Origin of the sequence: Dactylosporangium sp. NPDC005555, assembly GCF_040605635.1 — a bacterium.
Lineage (GTDB): Bacteria > Actinomycetota > Actinomycetes > Mycobacteriales > Micromonosporaceae > Dactylosporangium.
The window spans coordinates 1-16,280 of the sequence record NZ_JBEXDG010000068.1 but is presented as its reverse complement, the minus strand read 5'-3'; the positions used below and the strand labels follow the sequence as shown (position 1 = coordinate 16,280).

At 71.2% G+C, this 16,280-nt stretch carries 19 protein-coding genes and 2 pseudogenes; 13 read left to right on the top strand and 8 right to left on the bottom strand.

What is annotated here, in order from left to right; translation table 11 throughout:
- The first annotated feature begins 33 nt into the window (after window positions 1-33).
- Window positions 34-672, top strand: coding sequence for a hypothetical protein (locus ABZS58_RS43530; protein ID WP_354789930.1), 639 nt, complete (start codon window positions 34-36; stop codon window positions 670-672).
- 20 nt (window positions 673-692) lie between these two features.
- Here the strand turns inward: ABZS58_RS43530 and ABZS58_RS43525 are convergent, their stop codons facing one another.
- Complete coding sequence (locus ABZS58_RS43525) at window positions 693-908, bottom strand: hypothetical protein (RefSeq protein ID WP_354789929.1); 216 nt, start codon at window positions 906-908, stop codon at window positions 693-695.
- 61 nt (window positions 909-969) lie between these two features.
- Between ABZS58_RS43525 and ABZS58_RS43520 the strand changes: the two genes are divergently transcribed.
- Window positions 970-4,587, top strand: a complete 3,618-nt coding sequence (locus tag ABZS58_RS43520) for a hydantoinase B/oxoprolinase family protein (RefSeq protein ID WP_354789927.1) — start codon at window positions 970-972, stop codon at window positions 4,585-4,587.
- A gap of 240 nt (window positions 4,588-4,827) precedes the next feature.
- Here the strand turns inward: ABZS58_RS43520 and ABZS58_RS43515 are convergent, their stop codons facing one another.
- Both ABZS58_RS43515 and ABZS58_RS43510 read right to left on the bottom strand, forming a co-directional pair.
- On the bottom strand, window positions 4,828-5,286 hold the full coding sequence (locus ABZS58_RS43515; RefSeq protein WP_354789925.1) for an ATP-binding protein: 459 nt from the start codon (window positions 5,284-5,286) through the stop codon (window positions 4,828-4,830).
- 7 nt (window positions 5,287-5,293) lie between these two features.
- Window positions 5,294-6,142, bottom strand: coding sequence for an MEDS domain-containing protein (locus ABZS58_RS43510; protein ID WP_354789924.1), 849 nt, complete (start codon window positions 6,140-6,142; stop codon window positions 5,294-5,296).
- 264 nt (window positions 6,143-6,406) lie between these two features.
- Here ABZS58_RS43510 and ABZS58_RS43505 point away from each other — a divergent pair, with 264 nt between their 5' ends.
- The 3 genes from ABZS58_RS43505 (at window position 6,407) to ABZS58_RS43495 (ending at window position 8,365) form a co-directional block, all read left to right on the top strand.
- Window positions 6,407-7,285 carry a universal stress protein gene (locus ABZS58_RS43505; protein WP_354789923.1) on the top strand — a complete coding sequence of 293 codons (879 nt, stop codon included), beginning with the start codon at window positions 6,407-6,409 and terminating at the stop codon, window positions 7,283-7,285.
- 13 nt (window positions 7,286-7,298) lie between these two features.
- Window positions 7,299-8,144, top strand: coding sequence for a universal stress protein (locus ABZS58_RS43500; RefSeq protein ID WP_354789921.1), 846 nt, complete (start codon window positions 7,299-7,301; stop codon window positions 8,142-8,144).
- A gap of 83 nt (window positions 8,145-8,227) precedes the next feature.
- Window positions 8,228-8,365 carry an STAS/SEC14 domain-containing protein gene (locus ABZS58_RS43495; protein WP_354789919.1) on the top strand — a complete coding sequence of 46 codons (138 nt, stop codon included), beginning with the start codon at window positions 8,228-8,230 and terminating at the stop codon, window positions 8,363-8,365.
- Window positions 8,366-8,424: 59 nt separating this feature from the next.
- Here ABZS58_RS43495 and ABZS58_RS43490 read toward each other — a convergent pair whose 3' ends face one another.
- From ABZS58_RS43490 to ABZS58_RS43480, 3 genes are read right to left on the bottom strand one after another with little or no spacing between them, the layout of a single operon-like run.
- Window positions 8,425-9,009, bottom strand: a complete 585-nt coding sequence (locus ABZS58_RS43490; protein WP_354789917.1) for a CBS domain-containing protein — start codon at window positions 9,007-9,009, stop codon at window positions 8,425-8,427.
- 34 nt (window positions 9,010-9,043) lie between these two features.
- Window positions 9,044-9,253: a hypothetical protein gene (locus ABZS58_RS43485; RefSeq protein ID WP_354789916.1), complete on the bottom strand. Its 210-nt coding sequence runs from the start codon at window positions 9,251-9,253 to the stop codon at window positions 9,044-9,046.
- A gap of 40 nt (window positions 9,254-9,293) precedes the next feature.
- Entirely contained in the window at window positions 9,294-9,785 is a 492-nt protein-coding gene (locus ABZS58_RS43480) for a hypothetical protein (protein ID WP_354789914.1), read from the bottom strand.
- Window positions 9,786-10,182: 397 nt separating this feature from the next.
- On the opposite strand from ABZS58_RS43480, the gene ABZS58_RS43475 reads away from it, so the two are divergent.
- A complete protein-coding gene (locus ABZS58_RS43475) occupies window positions 10,183-10,812 on the top strand; it encodes a phosphoribosyltransferase family protein (protein ID WP_354789912.1) in 630 nt (209 codons plus the stop codon).
- 174 nt (window positions 10,813-10,986) lie between these two features.
- Here the strand turns inward: ABZS58_RS43475 and ABZS58_RS43470 are convergent, their stop codons facing one another.
- The gene (locus tag ABZS58_RS43470) at window positions 10,987-11,097 is read right to left on the bottom strand and encodes a universal stress protein (protein ID WP_354789977.1); all 111 of its coding nucleotides are present in this window, start codon (window positions 11,095-11,097) and stop codon (window positions 10,987-10,989) included.
- Between the two features lie 485 nt (window positions 11,098-11,582).
- Here ABZS58_RS43470 and ABZS58_RS43465 point away from each other — a divergent pair, with 485 nt between their 5' ends.
- From ABZS58_RS43465 to xylB, 7 genes and pseudogenes are all read left to right on the top strand, one after another.
- Window positions 11,583-12,488, top strand: coding sequence for a nitroreductase (locus ABZS58_RS43465; protein WP_354789911.1), 906 nt, complete (start codon window positions 11,583-11,585; stop codon window positions 12,486-12,488).
- A pseudogene (locus ABZS58_RS43460) lies at window positions 12,488-12,892 on the top strand (universal stress protein); the annotation flags it as partial. The gene ABZS58_RS43465 and the pseudogene ABZS58_RS43460, both read left to right, overlap by 1 nt.
- Before the next feature lie 119 nt (window positions 12,893-13,011).
- Entirely contained in the window at window positions 13,012-13,410 is a 399-nt protein-coding gene (locus ABZS58_RS43455; RefSeq protein ID WP_354789909.1) for a universal stress protein, read from the top strand.
- A complete protein-coding gene (locus tag ABZS58_RS43450) occupies window positions 13,407-13,595 on the top strand; it encodes a transposase (RefSeq protein WP_354789908.1) in 189 nt (62 codons plus the stop codon). Before ABZS58_RS43455 ends, ABZS58_RS43450 begins: the two co-directional genes overlap by 4 nt.
- A 28-nt stretch (window positions 13,596-13,623) precedes the next feature.
- Complete coding sequence (locus tag ABZS58_RS43445) at window positions 13,624-13,791, top strand: hypothetical protein (protein WP_354789906.1); 168 nt, start codon at window positions 13,624-13,626, stop codon at window positions 13,789-13,791.
- A gap of 313 nt (window positions 13,792-14,104) precedes the next feature.
- Complete coding sequence (locus ABZS58_RS43440; RefSeq protein ID WP_354789980.1) at window positions 14,105-14,287, top strand: hypothetical protein; 183 nt, start codon at window positions 14,105-14,107, stop codon at window positions 14,285-14,287.
- The gene (xylB, locus tag ABZS58_RS43435; protein WP_354789904.1) at window positions 14,284-15,714 is read left to right on the top strand and encodes a xylulokinase; all 1,431 of its coding nucleotides are present in this window, start codon (window positions 14,284-14,286) and stop codon (window positions 15,712-15,714) included. The genes ABZS58_RS43440 and xylB overlap by 4 nt, the downstream gene beginning before the upstream one ends.
- Window positions 15,715-15,938: 224 nt before the next feature.
- Here xylB and ABZS58_RS43430 read toward each other — a convergent pair.
- Window positions 15,939-16,280: pseudogene (locus ABZS58_RS43430) on the bottom strand (hypothetical protein); the annotation flags it as partial.

Below are 16,280 nucleotides of genomic sequence, written 5' to 3'. Positions count from 1 at the left end.
TGTGGCGTTACGACCATCCAGCAGGAGCCTGGTGTGCGGAATCGTCAGGAATTCAGCGGGCTGAGCGGCCAGCTGATCGAGGTGATCGACCTCTCGCGGATCGCGCTGGAGCACGCCGCCGCAGCCCTTTGCGACCACGATCCGCCTGCCGGGAGCCGCCTGCCGGATGTCGAGAAGGCGCTCTTCGCGCAGCGTCAGGCGGTCGAGGATCAGGCGTTGGCGATCGAGGAGACCCGCGTCGAGCCATCGGACACCGCCCTGCGGACCATTGTCGTCGCCGCACAGATCAACGCTGACGCGGAATGCGTCGGAGAACTGGTGCGGCGGTTGGCTGAGATCGCCGGGTCGCGGCCGTCGAGGCCGACGATGCCGACCGAAGTACAGGCCACGGTGTGCAGCATGGGTCGGGTCTGCGTGGAGATGATGGCCATCGCGGGCAGCGCCGTAGGGTCGGCGCAGGCCGCTACGGAGGCGGGGATGGGCGCGGACGACGCCGAGATGCATCGGCTGCGGCGGTTGCTCTACCAGCTGCTGCTGCATGACCCGGGCACTGTCCATGTAGACGCCGCACTGGACGCTTCCCTGGCCTGCAGGTATTACATGCGATGCGCTGAGCACGCGATTTCGATGGCCCGGCACGCAGTGCTGGCCGTCCATGGGGATCCTGTCTGACATCAGGGCACAGCGTGCGCTCAGGGCGGACCCGTCAACGAGATCTGGTCGAGGATCGGTTGCCACACCGCGTCATTGAGGACGTTCCGGCGATGTGTCACCACCACCGCGGAGTGAATGGGGTCGGTGAGGTCGATCGAGAGCGCGCCGGCGCGGACGAGATGCGGCCGACCGGTTCGGCCGCTGCGCAGTGGACCGGAGAGGCAACGGCCGAAGGTGTCGGCGGCGGTCAGCACCGTTTGGTGACCGACGACCTGATCCTGAAGGTCCGCACGACCGCAGAGGGAGGGGATCCGGGTGGCAGGTGGGCGTTGGCAGTTCTGGGTCGACCGTGGTGGCACGTTCACCGACATCGTCGCCCGGACGCCGGATGACGACCGGCTGGTGACACACAAGCTGTTGTCGGACAACCCGGCACGCTACGAGGACGCGGCGGTTGCGGGAATCCGGGCGCTGCTCGGCATCCCCGGCACGGCGCCGATCCCGGCCGACCAGGTCGAGGTGGTGCGGATGGGGACCACGGTCGCCACCAACGCACTGCTGGAGCGCAAGGGCGAACGCACGGTACTGGTCATCACCAAGGGCTTCGGTGATGCGCTGCGCATCGGCTACCAGAACCGGCCACGCATCTTCGACCGGCACATCGTACTGTCGGAAATGTTGTACGAACGCGTGATCGAGGCGGATGAGCGGACGCTGGCAGACGGCACGGTCCTGTGTGCACCGGATGTCGAACGGCTCGCCACCGATCTGCAGCGTGCGCACGATGATGGCATCCGCGCGGCCGCAGTGCTCTGTCTGCACAGCCACCTGTACCCCACGCACGAACGGGAAATCGGGAAACTGGCCGAGCGGATCGGCTTCGACCAGATCTCGTGCTCCAGCGAGGTGAGCCCGTTGATGAAGCTGGTGCCGCGTGGCGACACCACGGTCGTCGACGCGTACCTGTCGCCGGTGCTGCGCCGCTACGTCGAGGCGGTGGCGGAGCAACTGCACGACGTACGCCTGATGTTCATGCAGTCCAACGGTGGTCTGGCTGAGGCCGGGCATTTCCGGGGCAAGGACGCGATCCTGTCCGGTCCGGCCGGTGGCATCGTCGGCATGGTTCGCATGTCGCAGCTGGCCGGCTTCGACAAGGTGATCGGCTTCGACATGGGCGGCACCTCCACCGACGTGTCGCATTACGCCGGCGAGTACGAGCGGGTGTTCCACACCCAGATCGCCGGCGTGCGGCTGCGCGCGCCGATGATCGATATCCACACCGTCGCCGCGGGAGGCGGCTCGATCCTGCACTTCGACGGCACCCGCTACCGGGTCGGGCCGGACTCGGCCGGGGCCGACCCGGGTCCGGCCTGTTACCGCAACGGCGGGCCCCTCACCGTCACCGACGCCAACGTGCTGCTCGGCCAGATCCAGCCCGCAACCTTTCCTCGGGTCTTCGGTCCGCACGGCGACCAGCCGCTGGATGCCGACGTGGTGCGACGGCGATTCGCCGACCTGACGGCGATCATCGCCCAGCAGACCGGCGACGAGCGCACATCCGAGCAGGTCGCCGAAGGGTACCGGCAGATCGCGGTCGCCAACATGGCCAACGCGGTCAAGCGGATCTCGGTGCAGAAGGGCCGTGACGTCACCGAGTACGTGCTCACCACATTCGGCGGCGCCGGCGGGCAACACGCATGCGCGGTGGCCGACTCGCTGGGTATCCGCTCCGTGCTCGTACCGCCGATGGCGGGCGTGTTGTCCGCCCTCGGCATCGGCTTCGCCGACACGACCGCCATGCGCGAACAGTCGGTGGAGGCCCGGTTGGAGCCCGCGGCGATGCGACGGTTGACCGACGTCGCGGACACCCTGGAGGCAGCCGCGTGCTCAGAGCTGCTCGACGAGGACGTGCCGACCCGGCGGATCCGGGTCAACCGGCGCGTGCACCTGCGCTTCGACGGCACCGACACCGCGGTGCCGGTCGAACTCACCGATCTTGACGCCATGGTGGCGTCGTTCGAGACGGCATACCGGCGTACGTATTCATTCCTGATGGACCGGCCGCTGATCGCCGAGGCGGTCTCGGTCGAGGCAGTCGGGCTGACCGAGCCGCCGGACCTCTCCCGGCTGGGCGAACCCACCAGCACGTCGAACGAAGCCGGTGCTGCTGCGACGCCGGTCACCACGGCAGCGTTGTACACAGGCGGGGTATGGCGTGAGGTCGCGCTCCACGAGCGGGAACGCCTGCGTCCTGGCGACACGATCAGCGGCCCGGCGATCGTGGCCGAGACGAACGCGACCACAGTCGTCGACGACGGCTGGCAGGCCGCGGTGACGGAGTTCGGCCATCTGCTCATGGAACGGGTACAGCCGGACGCAGAGACGTCCGCCGCGGCGACCCGGGTCGATCCTGTGCGGCTGGAGATCTTCAACAACCTCTTCATGTCGATCGCTGAGCAGATGGGTGCCCGGCTGGAGTCGACAGCGCAGTCGGTGAACATCCGGGAGCGGCTGGACTTCTCATGCGCGCTGTTCGACCCGGACGGGAATCTCATCGCCAACGCCCCGCACATCCCGGTCCACCTCGGCTCGATGAGCGTCAGCGTCAAGGAGGTCATCCGCCGCCGCGGCCAGTGGATGAAACCCGGGGACGTGTACGCGATCAACGATCCGTACCACGGTGGCACCCACCTGCCCGACGTCACCGTCATCACCCCCGTCTTCGGCGCCGCGCGGCCGGAGATCCTGTTCTACGTGGCATCCCGCGGCCACCACGCGGAGATCGGCGGACTCACTCCTGGCTCTATGCCCGCGACCAGCCGCGACGTTCATGAGGAGGGGGTGCTGTTCGACAACTGGCTGCTGGTGGAGCACGGCAGGTTCCGCGAGGAGGAGACGCTGCGGTTGCTCACCGAAGCGCCGTACCCGTCCCGGAACCCGGCGACCAATCTGGCCGACCTGCGCGCGCAGATCGCTGCGAACGCCAAAGGCGTCGAAGAGGTGGGCAAGATGATCGACCACTTCGGCCTCGACGTGGCGCAGGCCTACATGCGGCACGTCCAGGACAACGCCGAGGAGGCGGTACGCCGGGTCGTAGACGCCCTCACCGACGGCGAATACCGCTATGAGATGGACTCCGGCGCGATGATCTCGGTGCGAATCACCGTGGATCGCATCCACCGCAGCGCGACGATCGACTTCACCGGCACCTCACCGCAGCTGGAAACGAACTTCAACGCGCCCTCGTCGGTCATCACCGCAGCGGTGCTCTACGTCTTCCGGACACTGGTCACCGACGACATCCCGCTCAACGACGGCTGCCTACGCCCACTGCACATCGTGGTGCCCGACGGTTCCATGCTCGCACCGGTCTACCCCGCAGCCGTGGTCGCCGGCAACGTCGAGACATCGCAAGCGATCGTCGGCGCGCTGTATGCCGCCCTTGGCGTCCAGGCCGAGGGATCCGGGACGATGAACAACGTCAGCTTCGGCAATGAACGCCACCAGTACTACGAGACCGTCGCCTCCGGCTCCGGCGCCGGCCACGGGTTCGACGGGGCTTCGGTGGTGCAGACCCACATGACGAACTCCCGGTTGACCGACCCCGAGGTGCTCGAATGGCGGTTCCCGGTGCTGCTCGACGAGTTCGCCATCCGGCGCGGCAGTGGCGGCGCCGGCCGATGGCGGGGCGGCGACGGAGCGGTGCGCCGCATCCGGTTCCGCGAGCCGATGACGGTCAGCACCCTGTCCAGCCACCGGCGGGTGCCGCCGTACGGTCTCACCGGCGGCTCACCCGGCGTGCTGGGAGCCAACCGGGTGGAACGGGCCGACGGCAGCTTCGTCCACCTCGCCGGGTGCGACTCGGTCGACGTACAGCCGGGTGACGTGCTCGTGATCGAGACACCCGGAGGCGGCGGATTCGGCAGCCCGTGATCGCCGCGGTCCGTGGGCGACATGGCGAGGTTTCGTCGGTTCGGGCGTGGGGAAGCAGCGCGAATGGCGTACGAACCGATCGCCGAGAGCGCGACCGTGGGTGTTCACCCTCGACGACGTGTCCCTCGTCGGTGGTTCGGGCCGAAACACGCCACGGTTGTGACCGACACGCCCGAGCCCGTGTCCCGACACACCCGTTCATGCTCCTGACGCTTGGACCTCATCTCGCCAGGCCGCCGGCTATCGGCTGCCGTGCCCGTGTCCGGTCGCCCGACTCGGTAGTGTGGCGGTGACCGTGGTGCCCCGGCCATCCGGGCCGACGTCGACAGACAGTTCGGCAGTGAGGTTGCGGCAGATCCACAAGCCGCGACCTCCCTCGCTGCGGGTCGGGTCGGGCATGGTGCTGCCGCCAGCTGGATCGAGGATGCCGGGGCCCTGGTCAGTAACCTGGCAGTACAGGACGGTGTCGTGGTGCCACAGTCGCAGCTGGCCCGTGCCGCCGCCATGGATGATCGCGTTGGTCGCCAGCTCGCTGGCGACCAACAGCAGGTGCTCGATCTGTTCGTCGTCAGCGCCGAGCCGGCTGGCGTGGGCGGCAAGGGTGGCGCGGAGCCCGTACAGGCCGTCGACGTCGAAGGTCTGATCCACGTCGACCGCCCCCGGCGCAGCACCGCCCGGCCGCCACGCGGAGGTGTCCACCGCCGGATCAGGGCTGCTCATGAGCTCGCTGTACCCGCAGTCGGGGTGCGGCACTCGCACCGACGAGTTGCAGGACGGTACCGACCGCCCGCCGGCAGGTGACGGTCATCCGCCGCGACGCCGGCAGCCGAACCGCGGTCGCCACGATCACCCCGGCGCACGCCCCGTCGATGTACTCCAGCCCAGACAGGTTGAGGTGCATGTGCCGGTCCAGCCGCAGTGACTCGGTGAGGGCCTGTTCGAGTACATCGCGATGCCGGTAGTCCAGCTGCCCGGCGATGCGGACGCCAGGTGGGCTGTACTGGCGGCAGATGCGCAGCAGTGGATGCTCGAAGTACACCTGGGCCGCGACGGTCTTGGGATGGGCCTTCGCGGCGAAAGCGAGGGTGACGGCGTCGAAGCGGTCCCGGTCGTACTGGCAGATCAGGCACAGCCGGCCATCGCCGAGCAGCTCGGCGACCGCCGACTCGAAATCCAGCAGCTCCTCGGCGGCGACGAAGGGCCGGGTCGCCCAGCTCATATCGGCGGTCACCCGCAGCCCCGCGTAGCCCTCCCCACCGGCAGCGTCGACTTCCCGGGCGAGGACGTCGACCATCCCGGCCGCGGTGGCCGTACCGCCGCCGAGCAGCGCCCCCGTAACCGGCGCCAGTCGCAACTGGCCACGACGCAACGCCGCCCCCGGCCGGACCCCACGAGCCGTGAGGTGCGCGGCGAGGGCCTCCGGACCGATCGTGTCGGTCCAGCACACCACCTTCGACCCGGCGCGCAACCCGTCACGGACAAACGCGGCAATCAGGTCCATCCGCTCCTCGGCATCGGTGAATGTCAGACACGCATGATCACCCACACCGACCATTTCCGATGGGACCGCATCCGTCATCCAGGCCGCCGCTCACTCTTGAAGGTCCCACTACCGTAGAACAGCCATGGGCCGGTCCGTCCACTGGTGCCGCCACAGCTGGCAGGTGCGCCGTCCGACACGCTGTCGCAGTAGTAGTCCGACGGAGACGGGAGAACACCGCTCAGCCACGACCGCCGAAACTGGCAACCTCTGGGCTTACATCCACCGCCGCCGGGTAGCTCGCCGGGACGCGGTAGCCGTGCGGCAAGGGGGTTCACGGTGAACGATGATCGGATCGTCGTTGTCGGTGCTGACGGCTCCCGAGCAGGGCTCGAGGCTGTGACCTGGGCCGCCACCGTCGCCCTGCAGCGACGGTACCGGCTCGACATCGTGCATGCGTTCGCCTGGCCGACCGTGTATGCACCGATGGCCGGCCCGGTGCCCGCGCCGTACGAGCAGGGGGTGCAGGAAGCCGCCGAGCGGACGCTCGCCGAGGCCGCGGCCCGCGCCCAGACGGTCGCACCAGGGCTCGAGGTGCGCACAGACCTGCAACTGCAACTGCCGGCGGCGGCCCTCGTCGCCGCCTCCCAGCACGCCGCCGTAGTCGTCGTCGGCAACCGCGGCCACGGCGGCTTCACCGGCCTGCTGCTGGGCTCCGTCGGTATCGAGCTGGCAACCCATGCGGCATGTCCGGTCGTCATCGTCCGCCACGAGGACCGGCCGGCAGGCCCCGAGGCTGGCCGGATCGTCGTCGGCGTCGACGGCTCACACGACGCCGATCGGGCGCTGCAGTTTGCGTTCGAGCAGGCGTCATTCCGCGATACCGGCCTGACAGCAGTACACACATACCAGTGGCCGGCGTCCGCCGCCCCCGGCGACATGCAGCCGTTGGTCTACGACCCCGACGACCTGCGTGCCGAAGAACGGCGGGTATTGGCCGAATCGATGGCCGGATGGGCCGGGAAGTACTCCGACGTCGACGTCCGGCACTCGGTTGTGCTGGGCCGGCCCGCCGCCGTCCTGACGGAGCTGTCCGCGGGTGCCGAACTGCTCGTCGTCGGCTCCCGCGGCCGCGGCGGGTTCGCCGGTCTGCTGCTGGGCTCGGTGAGCCAGACGGTCATCCGCCACGCCGCCTGTCCGGTGGCCGTGGTCAGGTAGCGAGGGAGGCGACGTGACGGGCACCGACCGGCCGGTGATCGCCGGTGTGGAGGACACGCCGGCCAGTCTCGGCGCGGTTCGTTGGGCCGCGGACGAGGCGGTACGGCTGCACCAGCCGCTGCGGATCGTCCACGCTGTGGACGCGGCCGGAGCGTCCGGGCAGGCGCCTGACGAACACGAACTGGCGGTGCGGGCCGCGGTCGACACCAGGAGCTGGCACCCTGGCCTGCACGTCACCACGTGCACCTGGTACGGCGGGGCGGCCCGGGTCCTCGTCGAACAATCGGTCCATGCCAGCCTCGTCGTGGTGGCCGGCCGCAGCGCCGACGGCTTCCACGCTGTGCCGGAGGGAGCTGTGGGCGAGCAGCTGGCAGCCCACGCGCACTGCCCGGTCCTCGTCGTCCACGGCGCCCAGCGGTGGGCCGACCCGGCCGTCCCATTGCCGCGCCACGGGCCGGTCCTGGTAGGTACTGATGGCTCCGCCCACGCCCAGCGCGCCATCGAGCTCGCCTTCGCGGAGGCAGCTTCGCGGCAGGTGGATCTGGTTGCGGTCCGGGCCTGGCAGGAGGCACCGCACCACTGGGGGCGCAGCCACCGGCTCGAACGGATCGCCGACGACGTGCATCGGGCGTTGGTGGCGGACCTGGAGCAGTGGCGGAGCAAGCATCCGCTGGTGCGGGTGGAACTTCGCAGCGTTCACGGCCCGACCGTGCCCGTGCTGCTCACCGAGGCGCGTGCCGCGCTCATGGTCGTGCTCAGCCCTCGCGGCACGGGCGGCTTCGGCGCCCTACGCCTCGGCTCGGTCACGCAGCAGGTCCTCGACCACGCGCCCGCACCGGTGCTGGTGGCCCGTCACTGACGCGGGCTCCGGCCCGCAGCCCACGGCCGCCCTGCCACAGAGCCCACGGTCGACCAGCCGCGGGGTGGGCCGCCAGGGTTGCGTTGGCGGCCGACAGCAAGCTCGCCGACCTGCTGCCGCACCTCGCGAAGCACTTCGTGCGGGCCGAGGTGCAGCATTTCGGGTACGACGAACTCGACGACGCCGTGGGATGGGCCTCGTCCAGCCCCGCAGACCACTGAGATCGCGGTCCGGGCCCGTCAACTCTGTTGCTCGCGGCCCTGCCGCGGGCCGAACGTGCTCAGTCGGACGGCGTTGCGGCACGTACCGACGTGACACCCGCCGTGGTCCGCACCAGCGCCTCCACGACCGCGCGCTCCGTGTCGTCGTCGAATCTGCCGTCGACGGTGGCAACAGCGTCGTGGACGCTCACCGGCCACCGGCGCTGCCCGTCCGCGTAGACGTCGAGCCGGTGCTGGGCCTCACGCTGTGCGGCGTCGTCGGTCGGCAGCAGCGTCCGCAGCACGTCGCAGCGGCTGACTACGCCGACGACGTGATGGTCGACGACGACCGGGACGGTGTGTGCATCCTGCCTGACCATGACCGCGGCCAGGTCGGCGACGTCCGCGTCCGGCCACGCCATCACCGGCAGGCCCGACATCACATCGCGCACCCGTCGCGTGGCCGCGTCCGGCGCCGTCGCAGCGCCGGACGCCTCCTGCCGCAGCAGATCCCCCTCACTGACCAGCCCGACGAGCACGTCGCGCTCGTCGACGACCGGGGCCGCGGTGATCGACTGCCGTTCGAGCGGTTCCACCGCCGCCGCGACCGGCGCATCAGCACGCACCGTGCGCGCCGGGGTACTCATGATGTCCTTGGCGTGCATCGCTCCTCCTGAGTTCGGGACTACGTTCGTGCGCTCAGCCGGACGGCAGGCCGACCTCGCGTAGCGCCGCGCGGGCGATGTCCGCAGCGTCCCGCTGGGCCGGGGTCGTGGCCTGATCGAGTAGCAGCACGACCGCGGCCGTCAGCGCCGTGATCCGCCGCTCTGTGCACGCCGTGCGCAGCGCTGTGTCGGCGGTGTCGGTTGTCGGTGTGGGCGCCAAAGGCGTCGCAGTGATCGTCGACATCGTCATCGCCTCCTTCCTGAGTCCGCAGGTGCGGGGCCTCTCATCCCAACCCTCCCCGTCGCGGCGGCGATCGTTCAGGGACTTTGGTCCCGGCGTGCCGGCTCACTGCCCGGGCCTCGGCGGCGACCTGCTCGGCCACCAGGTCGGCGGCGATGTCGACCTGGTGGCCACAGGTGTGCGCCGAATCCGTGTTGAGGGCCTCGACGGCGTACACAACCAGGCATCCGGGGAGCCTGCCGAGCGTGCGGGCCGGCATCGCCGCTTCGTCGATCGCGATCGGCTCGTCGGCGAGGTTTCCCCTGGTGACCACCAGCGGCCGGCCCAGATCGTGCAGGAGCAGGTGATGCAGTGACGGGCAGGAACAGTCCCGAGCCGGGCGGCGCCGGGCGCCACGCGGTCCACCAGGAGACGGCCCGGGGCGGCCCGGGCGGGCGCGCAGCAGCACGATCGGACGCGGGACGGACGCCAGCAGGCCCGCCTCCATCGAGTCCACCTGCGCCATGCGGCGCGCAGCGGCCAGGTCGGCCGCCATCACGGCGAACGGTTCGGCCGGTCGGCGCTTGCGGAACGCAGCCGGACGACGGCCGCTTCCCCCACCAGACCGCCGTCGTTGCGCACCCGGCCGTCCAGGCACAGTTCCCGGCCGAGGCAATAGACGAACGGCCGGGAAAACCGGCACCCTGCACCACGCCTCCGACCTCGATGCGGCGCGCCACCCGGCGTCGCGTTCCCACCACCCTGCGCACCGCGCCTCCAGACCGGGCCGACCACCCCGTGCACCGAAGTCCCGGCCACCGCAGGCCGGCGGGCGGTTCGCGCAGGCTCACCCGGCTTCACCCCGCACCACCGGCACGCACCGGCCGCGTCCGGGTAGGCCGCAGGCAGCGAACCTACCGGAGGGAAGCGACCCCACCGAAGGGACAGGCACCATGCACTGCACCGACCGCGCCGAGGCGGGCCGTCGCCTGGGCGAGCGCCTGCGCCGTCAGCGCCCGCCCGAGGTGGTCCTCGGCCTCGCGGGTGGCGGTGTCCCAGTCGCCATGGCGGTCGCCGACGCCCTGGCATTGCCGCTCGACCTGATGGTCGTGCAGAAGCTGGGCGTGCCGCTCCAGCCGGAGCTGGCCATGGGCGCTGTCGGCCCCGGCGGCGCCCTGGCCGTCAACCCGTCGGTGCTTGCCGCCGCAGACATCGACGCCGACGAGCTCGCGACCGAGGAACGCCGCGCCCGGACCGGTCGGGGCGACCGTGCCCGGCAGCTGCGAACCGCCCGGCCGGCACAGCCGCTGGCCCGCCGTCGCGTCGTCATCGTCGACGACGCGATGGTCAGCGGTGCGACCGCGCTCGCCGCGTGCCGTGCCGTCCGGGCAGCCGGCGCGTCGCACCTGGTGCTCGCCGTCCCGACCGCGACCCGGTCGAGCGCGGACCGGCTCCGTGCGGCAGCCAACGAGGTGGTGGTCCTGGACACGGTCGACGACGACGCGACCCTCGGCGACCACTACACCGATTTCCGGCCGGTGACCGACGACCACGCCGCGCACCTCATGGCCGGCTTGCTGTGATCGGCGGCGGCGGCCGGCTGCTGCAGGAATGCGACGCCCTGGCCGCGATGACAGGCCTGAGCGGGAACTGGTTCACCGCGCGGCTCGCGCACCGCCCGGCACCCGGATGAGGCCGGCGCACGGCGGGTGATCCGATAGCGCTTCGTCTGGTGTGTCTTCGCGCCCTGGACCGGGTCAGCCGTGCCGTGCGATGAGCACTGGTTCCGTCGCGTGTTCGAGGATCTGCTGCGTCACCGCACCGAGCTGCAGCCCCTGGAGGCTTCGTCGGCCACGGGCACCGAGCATCACCATGAGCCTGCGCCTCCTCGAGCAGCACCGGCACCGGAGATCCGCGACGCGCATGGACCTCCACATGGGCCTCCGGGAACTTCGCTCGCCACGACTGCAACTCGCCGGCGAGTTCCCGGCCGGCGGTCGCGGACAGCTGACCCAGCTCCGGCACGCCCCCACCGATGCTCTGGTTCCTGCCAGGTCCCCGGCCCGTACCTGTGGGCCGTCGCACATTCCCTCCGCCGGACAACGGTGCTTCTCTCTGCACGGTGCCTCCGGCAACCGGTCGGCCGACGACGGCGATGCTGGAAGGCGGAGGTGATTTCGCACTGTCCTGTGCGTGAAGCGTGCACGGCCGGGCAGGGCACCTGACGCCGGACACGCCACACGTGTCGAGCTGAGCCGAGGAGGACCGCGCAGTGACCACGGTGCTGCATCAGGCGGCGCAGGACGCTCGGCTGGCCCCGTCGATCCTCAACACCCAGCCGTGGCGCTGGCAGGTGTACGACGACGTGCTCGACCTGTACGCCGATGCCGACCGGCGGCTGCCGGACGTCGACCCGCACGGGCGGCTGATGATCCTCAGTTGTGGCATTGCGCTGCATCACGCCCGGGTCTCGTTGGCCGCAGCCGGCTACGAGCCAGCCGTGGACCGGATGCCGGACGCGGGACAGCCGTCGCTGCTGGCCCGGATCCGCGACCGCCGGGCGCGGCCTGCGACGGAGGAACGGCTGGCGGCGTACCGCAGTATGCGGCTGCGGCACACGGACCGGCGCCTGTTCGCCGACGGCATGCCGGTGCCCGACGAAGTGCTCACCCAACTGCGGGTAGCCGCTGAGGCCGAGGGTGCTCGGCTGCACCCGTTGCAGCAGCAGGACGTGGTGTACCTCGGCTATGCCGCCCAGGGCGCGCACACGGTCGGCGCGCATGATGCGCGTGCCGCCGCAGAGCTGCACCGGTGGACGCACCGCGGCGCGGACGCACCCGACGGGGTTCCGGTTGGCACGGTGGCCGGGGCGGCCGACCGGCCGGTGCCGTTGCGCGACTTCGGCCTCGGCGACGAAGCCGCGCTGCCGCCCGGTACCGGCGATGACACCGACGCGGTCTACCTCGTGGTCGCCACCGTCAGCGACGAGCCGGTGGACTGGCTGGTCGCCGGTGAGGCGACCAGCGCGGTCTGGTTGACGGCAACCACGCAGGGCCTGGTGGGATCGCCGATGAGTGACGTCATCGAAATCCCGGGCGCACGAGCGCTGGTCCGCAGCCTGTTACAGCCACCCGGCCAACCGCAGCTGGTGCTGCGGTTCGGGCTGGCACAGACAGCCGAGCCACCGGTCAGTCCGCGTCGGCCCGCCTCCGACACCGTCACCGTCACCGAGCGAAGAACCATCGGCGAGGGCGTGTGATGACGAGCGGTCAGGTCGTGGTCGGCGTGGACGGCGGGACGCCGTCGCTGGAGGCAGCGCGTTGGGCCGCCGCCGCTGCCCAGCGGCGCGGCACGTCGCTGCGGGTCGTGCTCGCCTACCACTGGCAGGTGCCGGCGATGTTCATGCCGCGCGCAGACCTCGCCGAGACCGCGCAGCAGCTGGCCGAGATGCTCGCCGCCGACGTAGCCCGCGACGCCGAGGCGGGCGAGCCGGGCCTCGGCGTGACCACGGAGGCGGTGCTCGGGCACCGTGCCGATGTCCTGGTCCGGGCCGGCGCCGACGCGGCGCTGCTGGTCGTCGGCGCCCGTGGCCGGCACCACGCCGTCGGCGCGATGCTCGGCTCGGTCGCCCAGCAGGTGGCCGTGTACGCCACCTGCCCGGTCGCGGTCGTTCGCGGCCGGCCCGACCTGTCCGGTGGCGTGCTCGTCGGTGTCGACGAGTCGCCGTCCGCCGATGCCGCGCTGGAGCTGGCCTTGCCGAGGCCGCCCGCCAGCAGTGCGACGTGGTCGCGGTCCGGGCGATCGAGAGGCCGATCGGGCCGCCGGCCGTGGGCCTGCCCCCGCTGCTGTACGACACGGCCGAGACCCACCGTGCCCTGGCGGAAGCGGCGACCGCGCACGTGGCTGCGGCGGGACAGCGGCATCCGAAGGTGTCGTGGGAGTTCCACGGCATCGCCGGCGACGCGGCGGACGTGCTATGCGACCGGTCGCGGCGGGCACGGCTCGTCGTCGTGAGCAACCGCGGCCATGGCGGGTTTACCGGGCTGCTGCTCGGCTCCCGAACCCGGGCCGACAGTTTCGGCTTTCGGTGTTGTAGCTGCCGGCTTTCGTTTGAAAGACCAGCTTCGCGCGGGAGCGGTCGGGTCGGTAGGTCAAGACCCCCGGGTTGCAGCAGGTCGTGACGACGTCGACGTGGGACACGGCGGCGGTGCGGGCGCGGCTGGCCGTTCGGGCGGTCGACCTCGTCCAGCCGGCCGCGTGGGTGATCGACAACACCGGGTTCCCGAAGGACGGCATCGGCTCGTCAGGTGTGGCCCGGCAGTACTCCGGCACGCTCGGGAGGTCGCCAACTGTCAGATCGGGGTGAGCGTCCACGCGGCCACCGATACCGCGTCATGCCCCTGGACTGGCGGTTGTTCCTGCCGGAGCCGTGGGATGCGGTCAAGGCCAGCCCGGCGGCGGTGAAGGCGGCCAAAGCCAAGCAGCGCAGGACGTTGAGCAACGCCCGGCGGGCCGCGGCACCGGCCGCGCCGACTGATGCTGAGGTCGATGTGGGGGCGTGACTGAGGCAGCGCGGCGACGCCGGAAGTCGGCGGTACCGGAGAGGGGCACCGTCCGAAGTGGACCCTCGCCGTCGAGATACTCGACGGGCTCGCCCGGCGTGGACTGAGGCCACCGCTCGTCACGGCGGGCGCCGTGCCGTTCTGGACCATCAGCATCGGGCGATCGTTGCAGCACTCCGAGACGTACTGCCGGGTGGGTCTTCCGTGCCTGATCTTTCGGATCGGCAACGCCCAGACGGGGTTTGGAAGGATATTGAACTAACCGGTTGGTGTGGGTAAGGTCGGTTCAACCGCGAACAACGGAGGCACCGCCATGAGTGGCTTCACGCCTACTCCGCAGCACAAGTTCTCGTTGGGATTGTGGACGGTCGGCTGGTCCGCCCGCGACGACTTCGGTGACGCCACCCGAGCCCCCCTCGACCCGGTCGAAGCCGCAGGCATGGCGTTCGAGCGTCTCGATCAACTGACTATGGAACACCTGCTGGGCGTGCGATGACCCTGGTTGCCGGGGTCGACACGTCGACCCAGTCGACCAAGGTCGTGGTGTGCGACGCGGACACCGGCGAGGTGCTCCGCGAGGGCCGCGCGCCGCACCCCGACGGTACCGAGGCCGATCCGCGCCTGTGGTGGGCCGCGTACGAGCAGGCCAGCGCCGGGCTGCTGGACGGTATCGCCGCGATCGGCGTCGGCGGGCAGCAGCAGGGCATGATCTGCCTCGACGAGGCCGGCGAAGTGGTGCGTCCCGCTGTGCTGTGGAACGACACCCGCTCGGCGCGCGCCGCGGTCGACCTCACCGACGAGTTCGGCGGCCCGCAGGCGTGGGCCGACGCGGTCGGGCTGGTGCCGGTGGCCAGCTTCACGGTCACCAAGCTGCGCTGGTTCGCCCGCGCCGAGCCGGAGCTCGCGGCCCGGACCGCCACAGTGCTGCTGCCGCACGACTGGCTCACCCACCGGCTGCGCGCAGACGGGGGCGAGCCGACGACCGACCGCGGCGAGGCCTCCGGTACCGGGTACTGGTCGCCGGCGACCGGGGAGTACCGCCGGGACCTGGTGAAGCTCGCCTTCGGCCGGGACCTGGCGGTGCCCCGGGTCGCCGGGCCCGCCGAGACGGTCGGCGAGACCGCGTCCGGCGCGGTGCTCGCCGCCGGCACCGGTGACACCATGGCCGCGGCGTTGGGCGTCGGCCTGCGCCCCGGCGACGTGGTGGTGTCACTGGGCACCTCGGGGTGCGCGTTCGGGGTGAGCGAGGTTCCGACCGCCGACGCGAGCGGGCTGGTGGCCGGCTACGCCGACGCGACCGGCCGGTTCCTGCCGCTGGTGTGCACGCTCAACGCGGCCCGGGTGCTGGGCACGGTCGCCGACCTGCTGGGCCTGTCGCTGGCCGAGCTCGACGAGTTGGCGCTCTCGGCGCCGCCGGGCGCGGGCGGGTTGACGCTCCTGCCGTACCTGGACGGAGAACGTACCCCCAACCTGCCCGACGCGCGCGGTCTGCTCGCCGGGCTGACCCGGGCGAACGCGTCGCCGGCGAACCTGGCGCGGGCCGCGGTGGAGGGCATGCTCGGCGGCCTCGCCGACGCCCTCGACGCGCTCCGCGCCCAGGGCACCCCGGTCAACCGGGTGCTGCTGATCGGCGGCGCGGCCAAGTCCCGCGCGGTACGGGCGGTCGCGCCGGCGCTGTTCGACGCGCCGGTGAGCGTGCCGAGCCCCGGCGAGTACGTTGCGCTCGGCGCGGCACGTCAGGCGGCCTGGGCGCTGTCCGGCGGTGCCGAGCCGCCGCACTGGCCTGTCGCGGCCGAGGAGGTAGCCACCGCCGGTACCCCGGAGGTGCACGAGCGCTACGTCGACGTCCGCCAACGGTCGCTACGACTGCTGACGCAACGGGACCGAGCTCGGCAGGTCGAACGCGGAGCGCAACGGCGTTGATCGCGCATGCCCTGCATCATCCCGGACCCGACACAGACACCCGGATATGCCCAGCTCAGCCATCCGCCAACCGACTACGCAAAGGCCCTGCCCTTCCTTACCATGATCGCCACGCCCACCGTGCGCACCGTCCACTCCACCGACGGCACCACGATCAGCTACCACACCACCGGCACCGGCCCGGACATCCTGATCATCCCCGGCGCGCTCAACGACGCCGCCGACTACACCACGCTCCCCGCGCGGCCGCGGACGGTGGACGTAAGGCGTTGTCGCTGCTGCGAGGCGTCGATCGGGTGGTTCGCGCGGGTGTAGGCGACCATCGACATGATGCCGGTGGAGTCGCTGCCGCCGTTACGTCGCAGGGCCGCCGACGTCGACAGGTCGAAGTAGTTGCCGCTGCGCGTCGCCTCGGACAGCACGACGATGAGGCCGTACCGGTCGGCCGCGGTGACGTAGTCGTGGCCGTTGCCGTTGAAGATGCCGCCGGTGGCCGTTCGACCACCGGCGACATGGCGGGTCAGTTGAGGCTGAAGCGTTGGTTGGCCTGGCCGTTGCAGTCGTAG

What these genes read in the sequence shown, in the direction of transcription:
- ABZS58_RS43510 (WP_354789924.1), bottom strand. Translation starts at nt 6,142, where the DNA reads ATGGTCGGTGTGGGTGATCATGCGTGTCTGACATTCACCGATGCCGAG.
- ABZS58_RS43490 (WP_354789917.1), bottom strand. Translation starts at nt 9,009, where the DNA reads ATGCACGCCAAGGACATCATGAGTACCCCGGCGCGCACGGTGCGTGCT.
- ABZS58_RS43485 (WP_354789916.1), bottom strand. Translation starts at nt 9,253, where the DNA reads ATGTCGACGATCACTGCGACGCCTTTGGCGCCCACACCGACAACCGAC.
- ABZS58_RS43480 (WP_354789914.1), bottom strand. Translation starts at nt 9,785, where the DNA reads ATGGCGGCCGACCTGGCCGCTGCGCGCCGCATGGCGCAGGTGGACTCG.
- ABZS58_RS43475 (WP_354789912.1), top strand. Translation starts at nt 10,183, where the DNA reads ATGCACTGCACCGACCGCGCCGAGGCGGGCCGTCGCCTGGGCGAGCGC.
- ABZS58_RS43470 (WP_354789977.1), bottom strand. Translation starts at nt 11,097, where the DNA reads ATGCTCGGTGCCCGTGGCCGACGAAGCCTCCAGGGGCTGCAGCTCGGT.
- ABZS58_RS43445 (WP_354789906.1), top strand. Translation starts at nt 13,624, where the DNA reads ATGCCCCTGGACTGGCGGTTGTTCCTGCCGGAGCCGTGGGATGCGGTC.
- ABZS58_RS43440 (WP_354789980.1), top strand. Translation starts at nt 14,105, where the DNA reads ATGAGTGGCTTCACGCCTACTCCGCAGCACAAGTTCTCGTTGGGATTG.
- xylB (WP_354789904.1), top strand. Translation starts at nt 14,284, where the DNA reads ATGACCCTGGTTGCCGGGGTCGACACGTCGACCCAGTCGACCAAGGTC.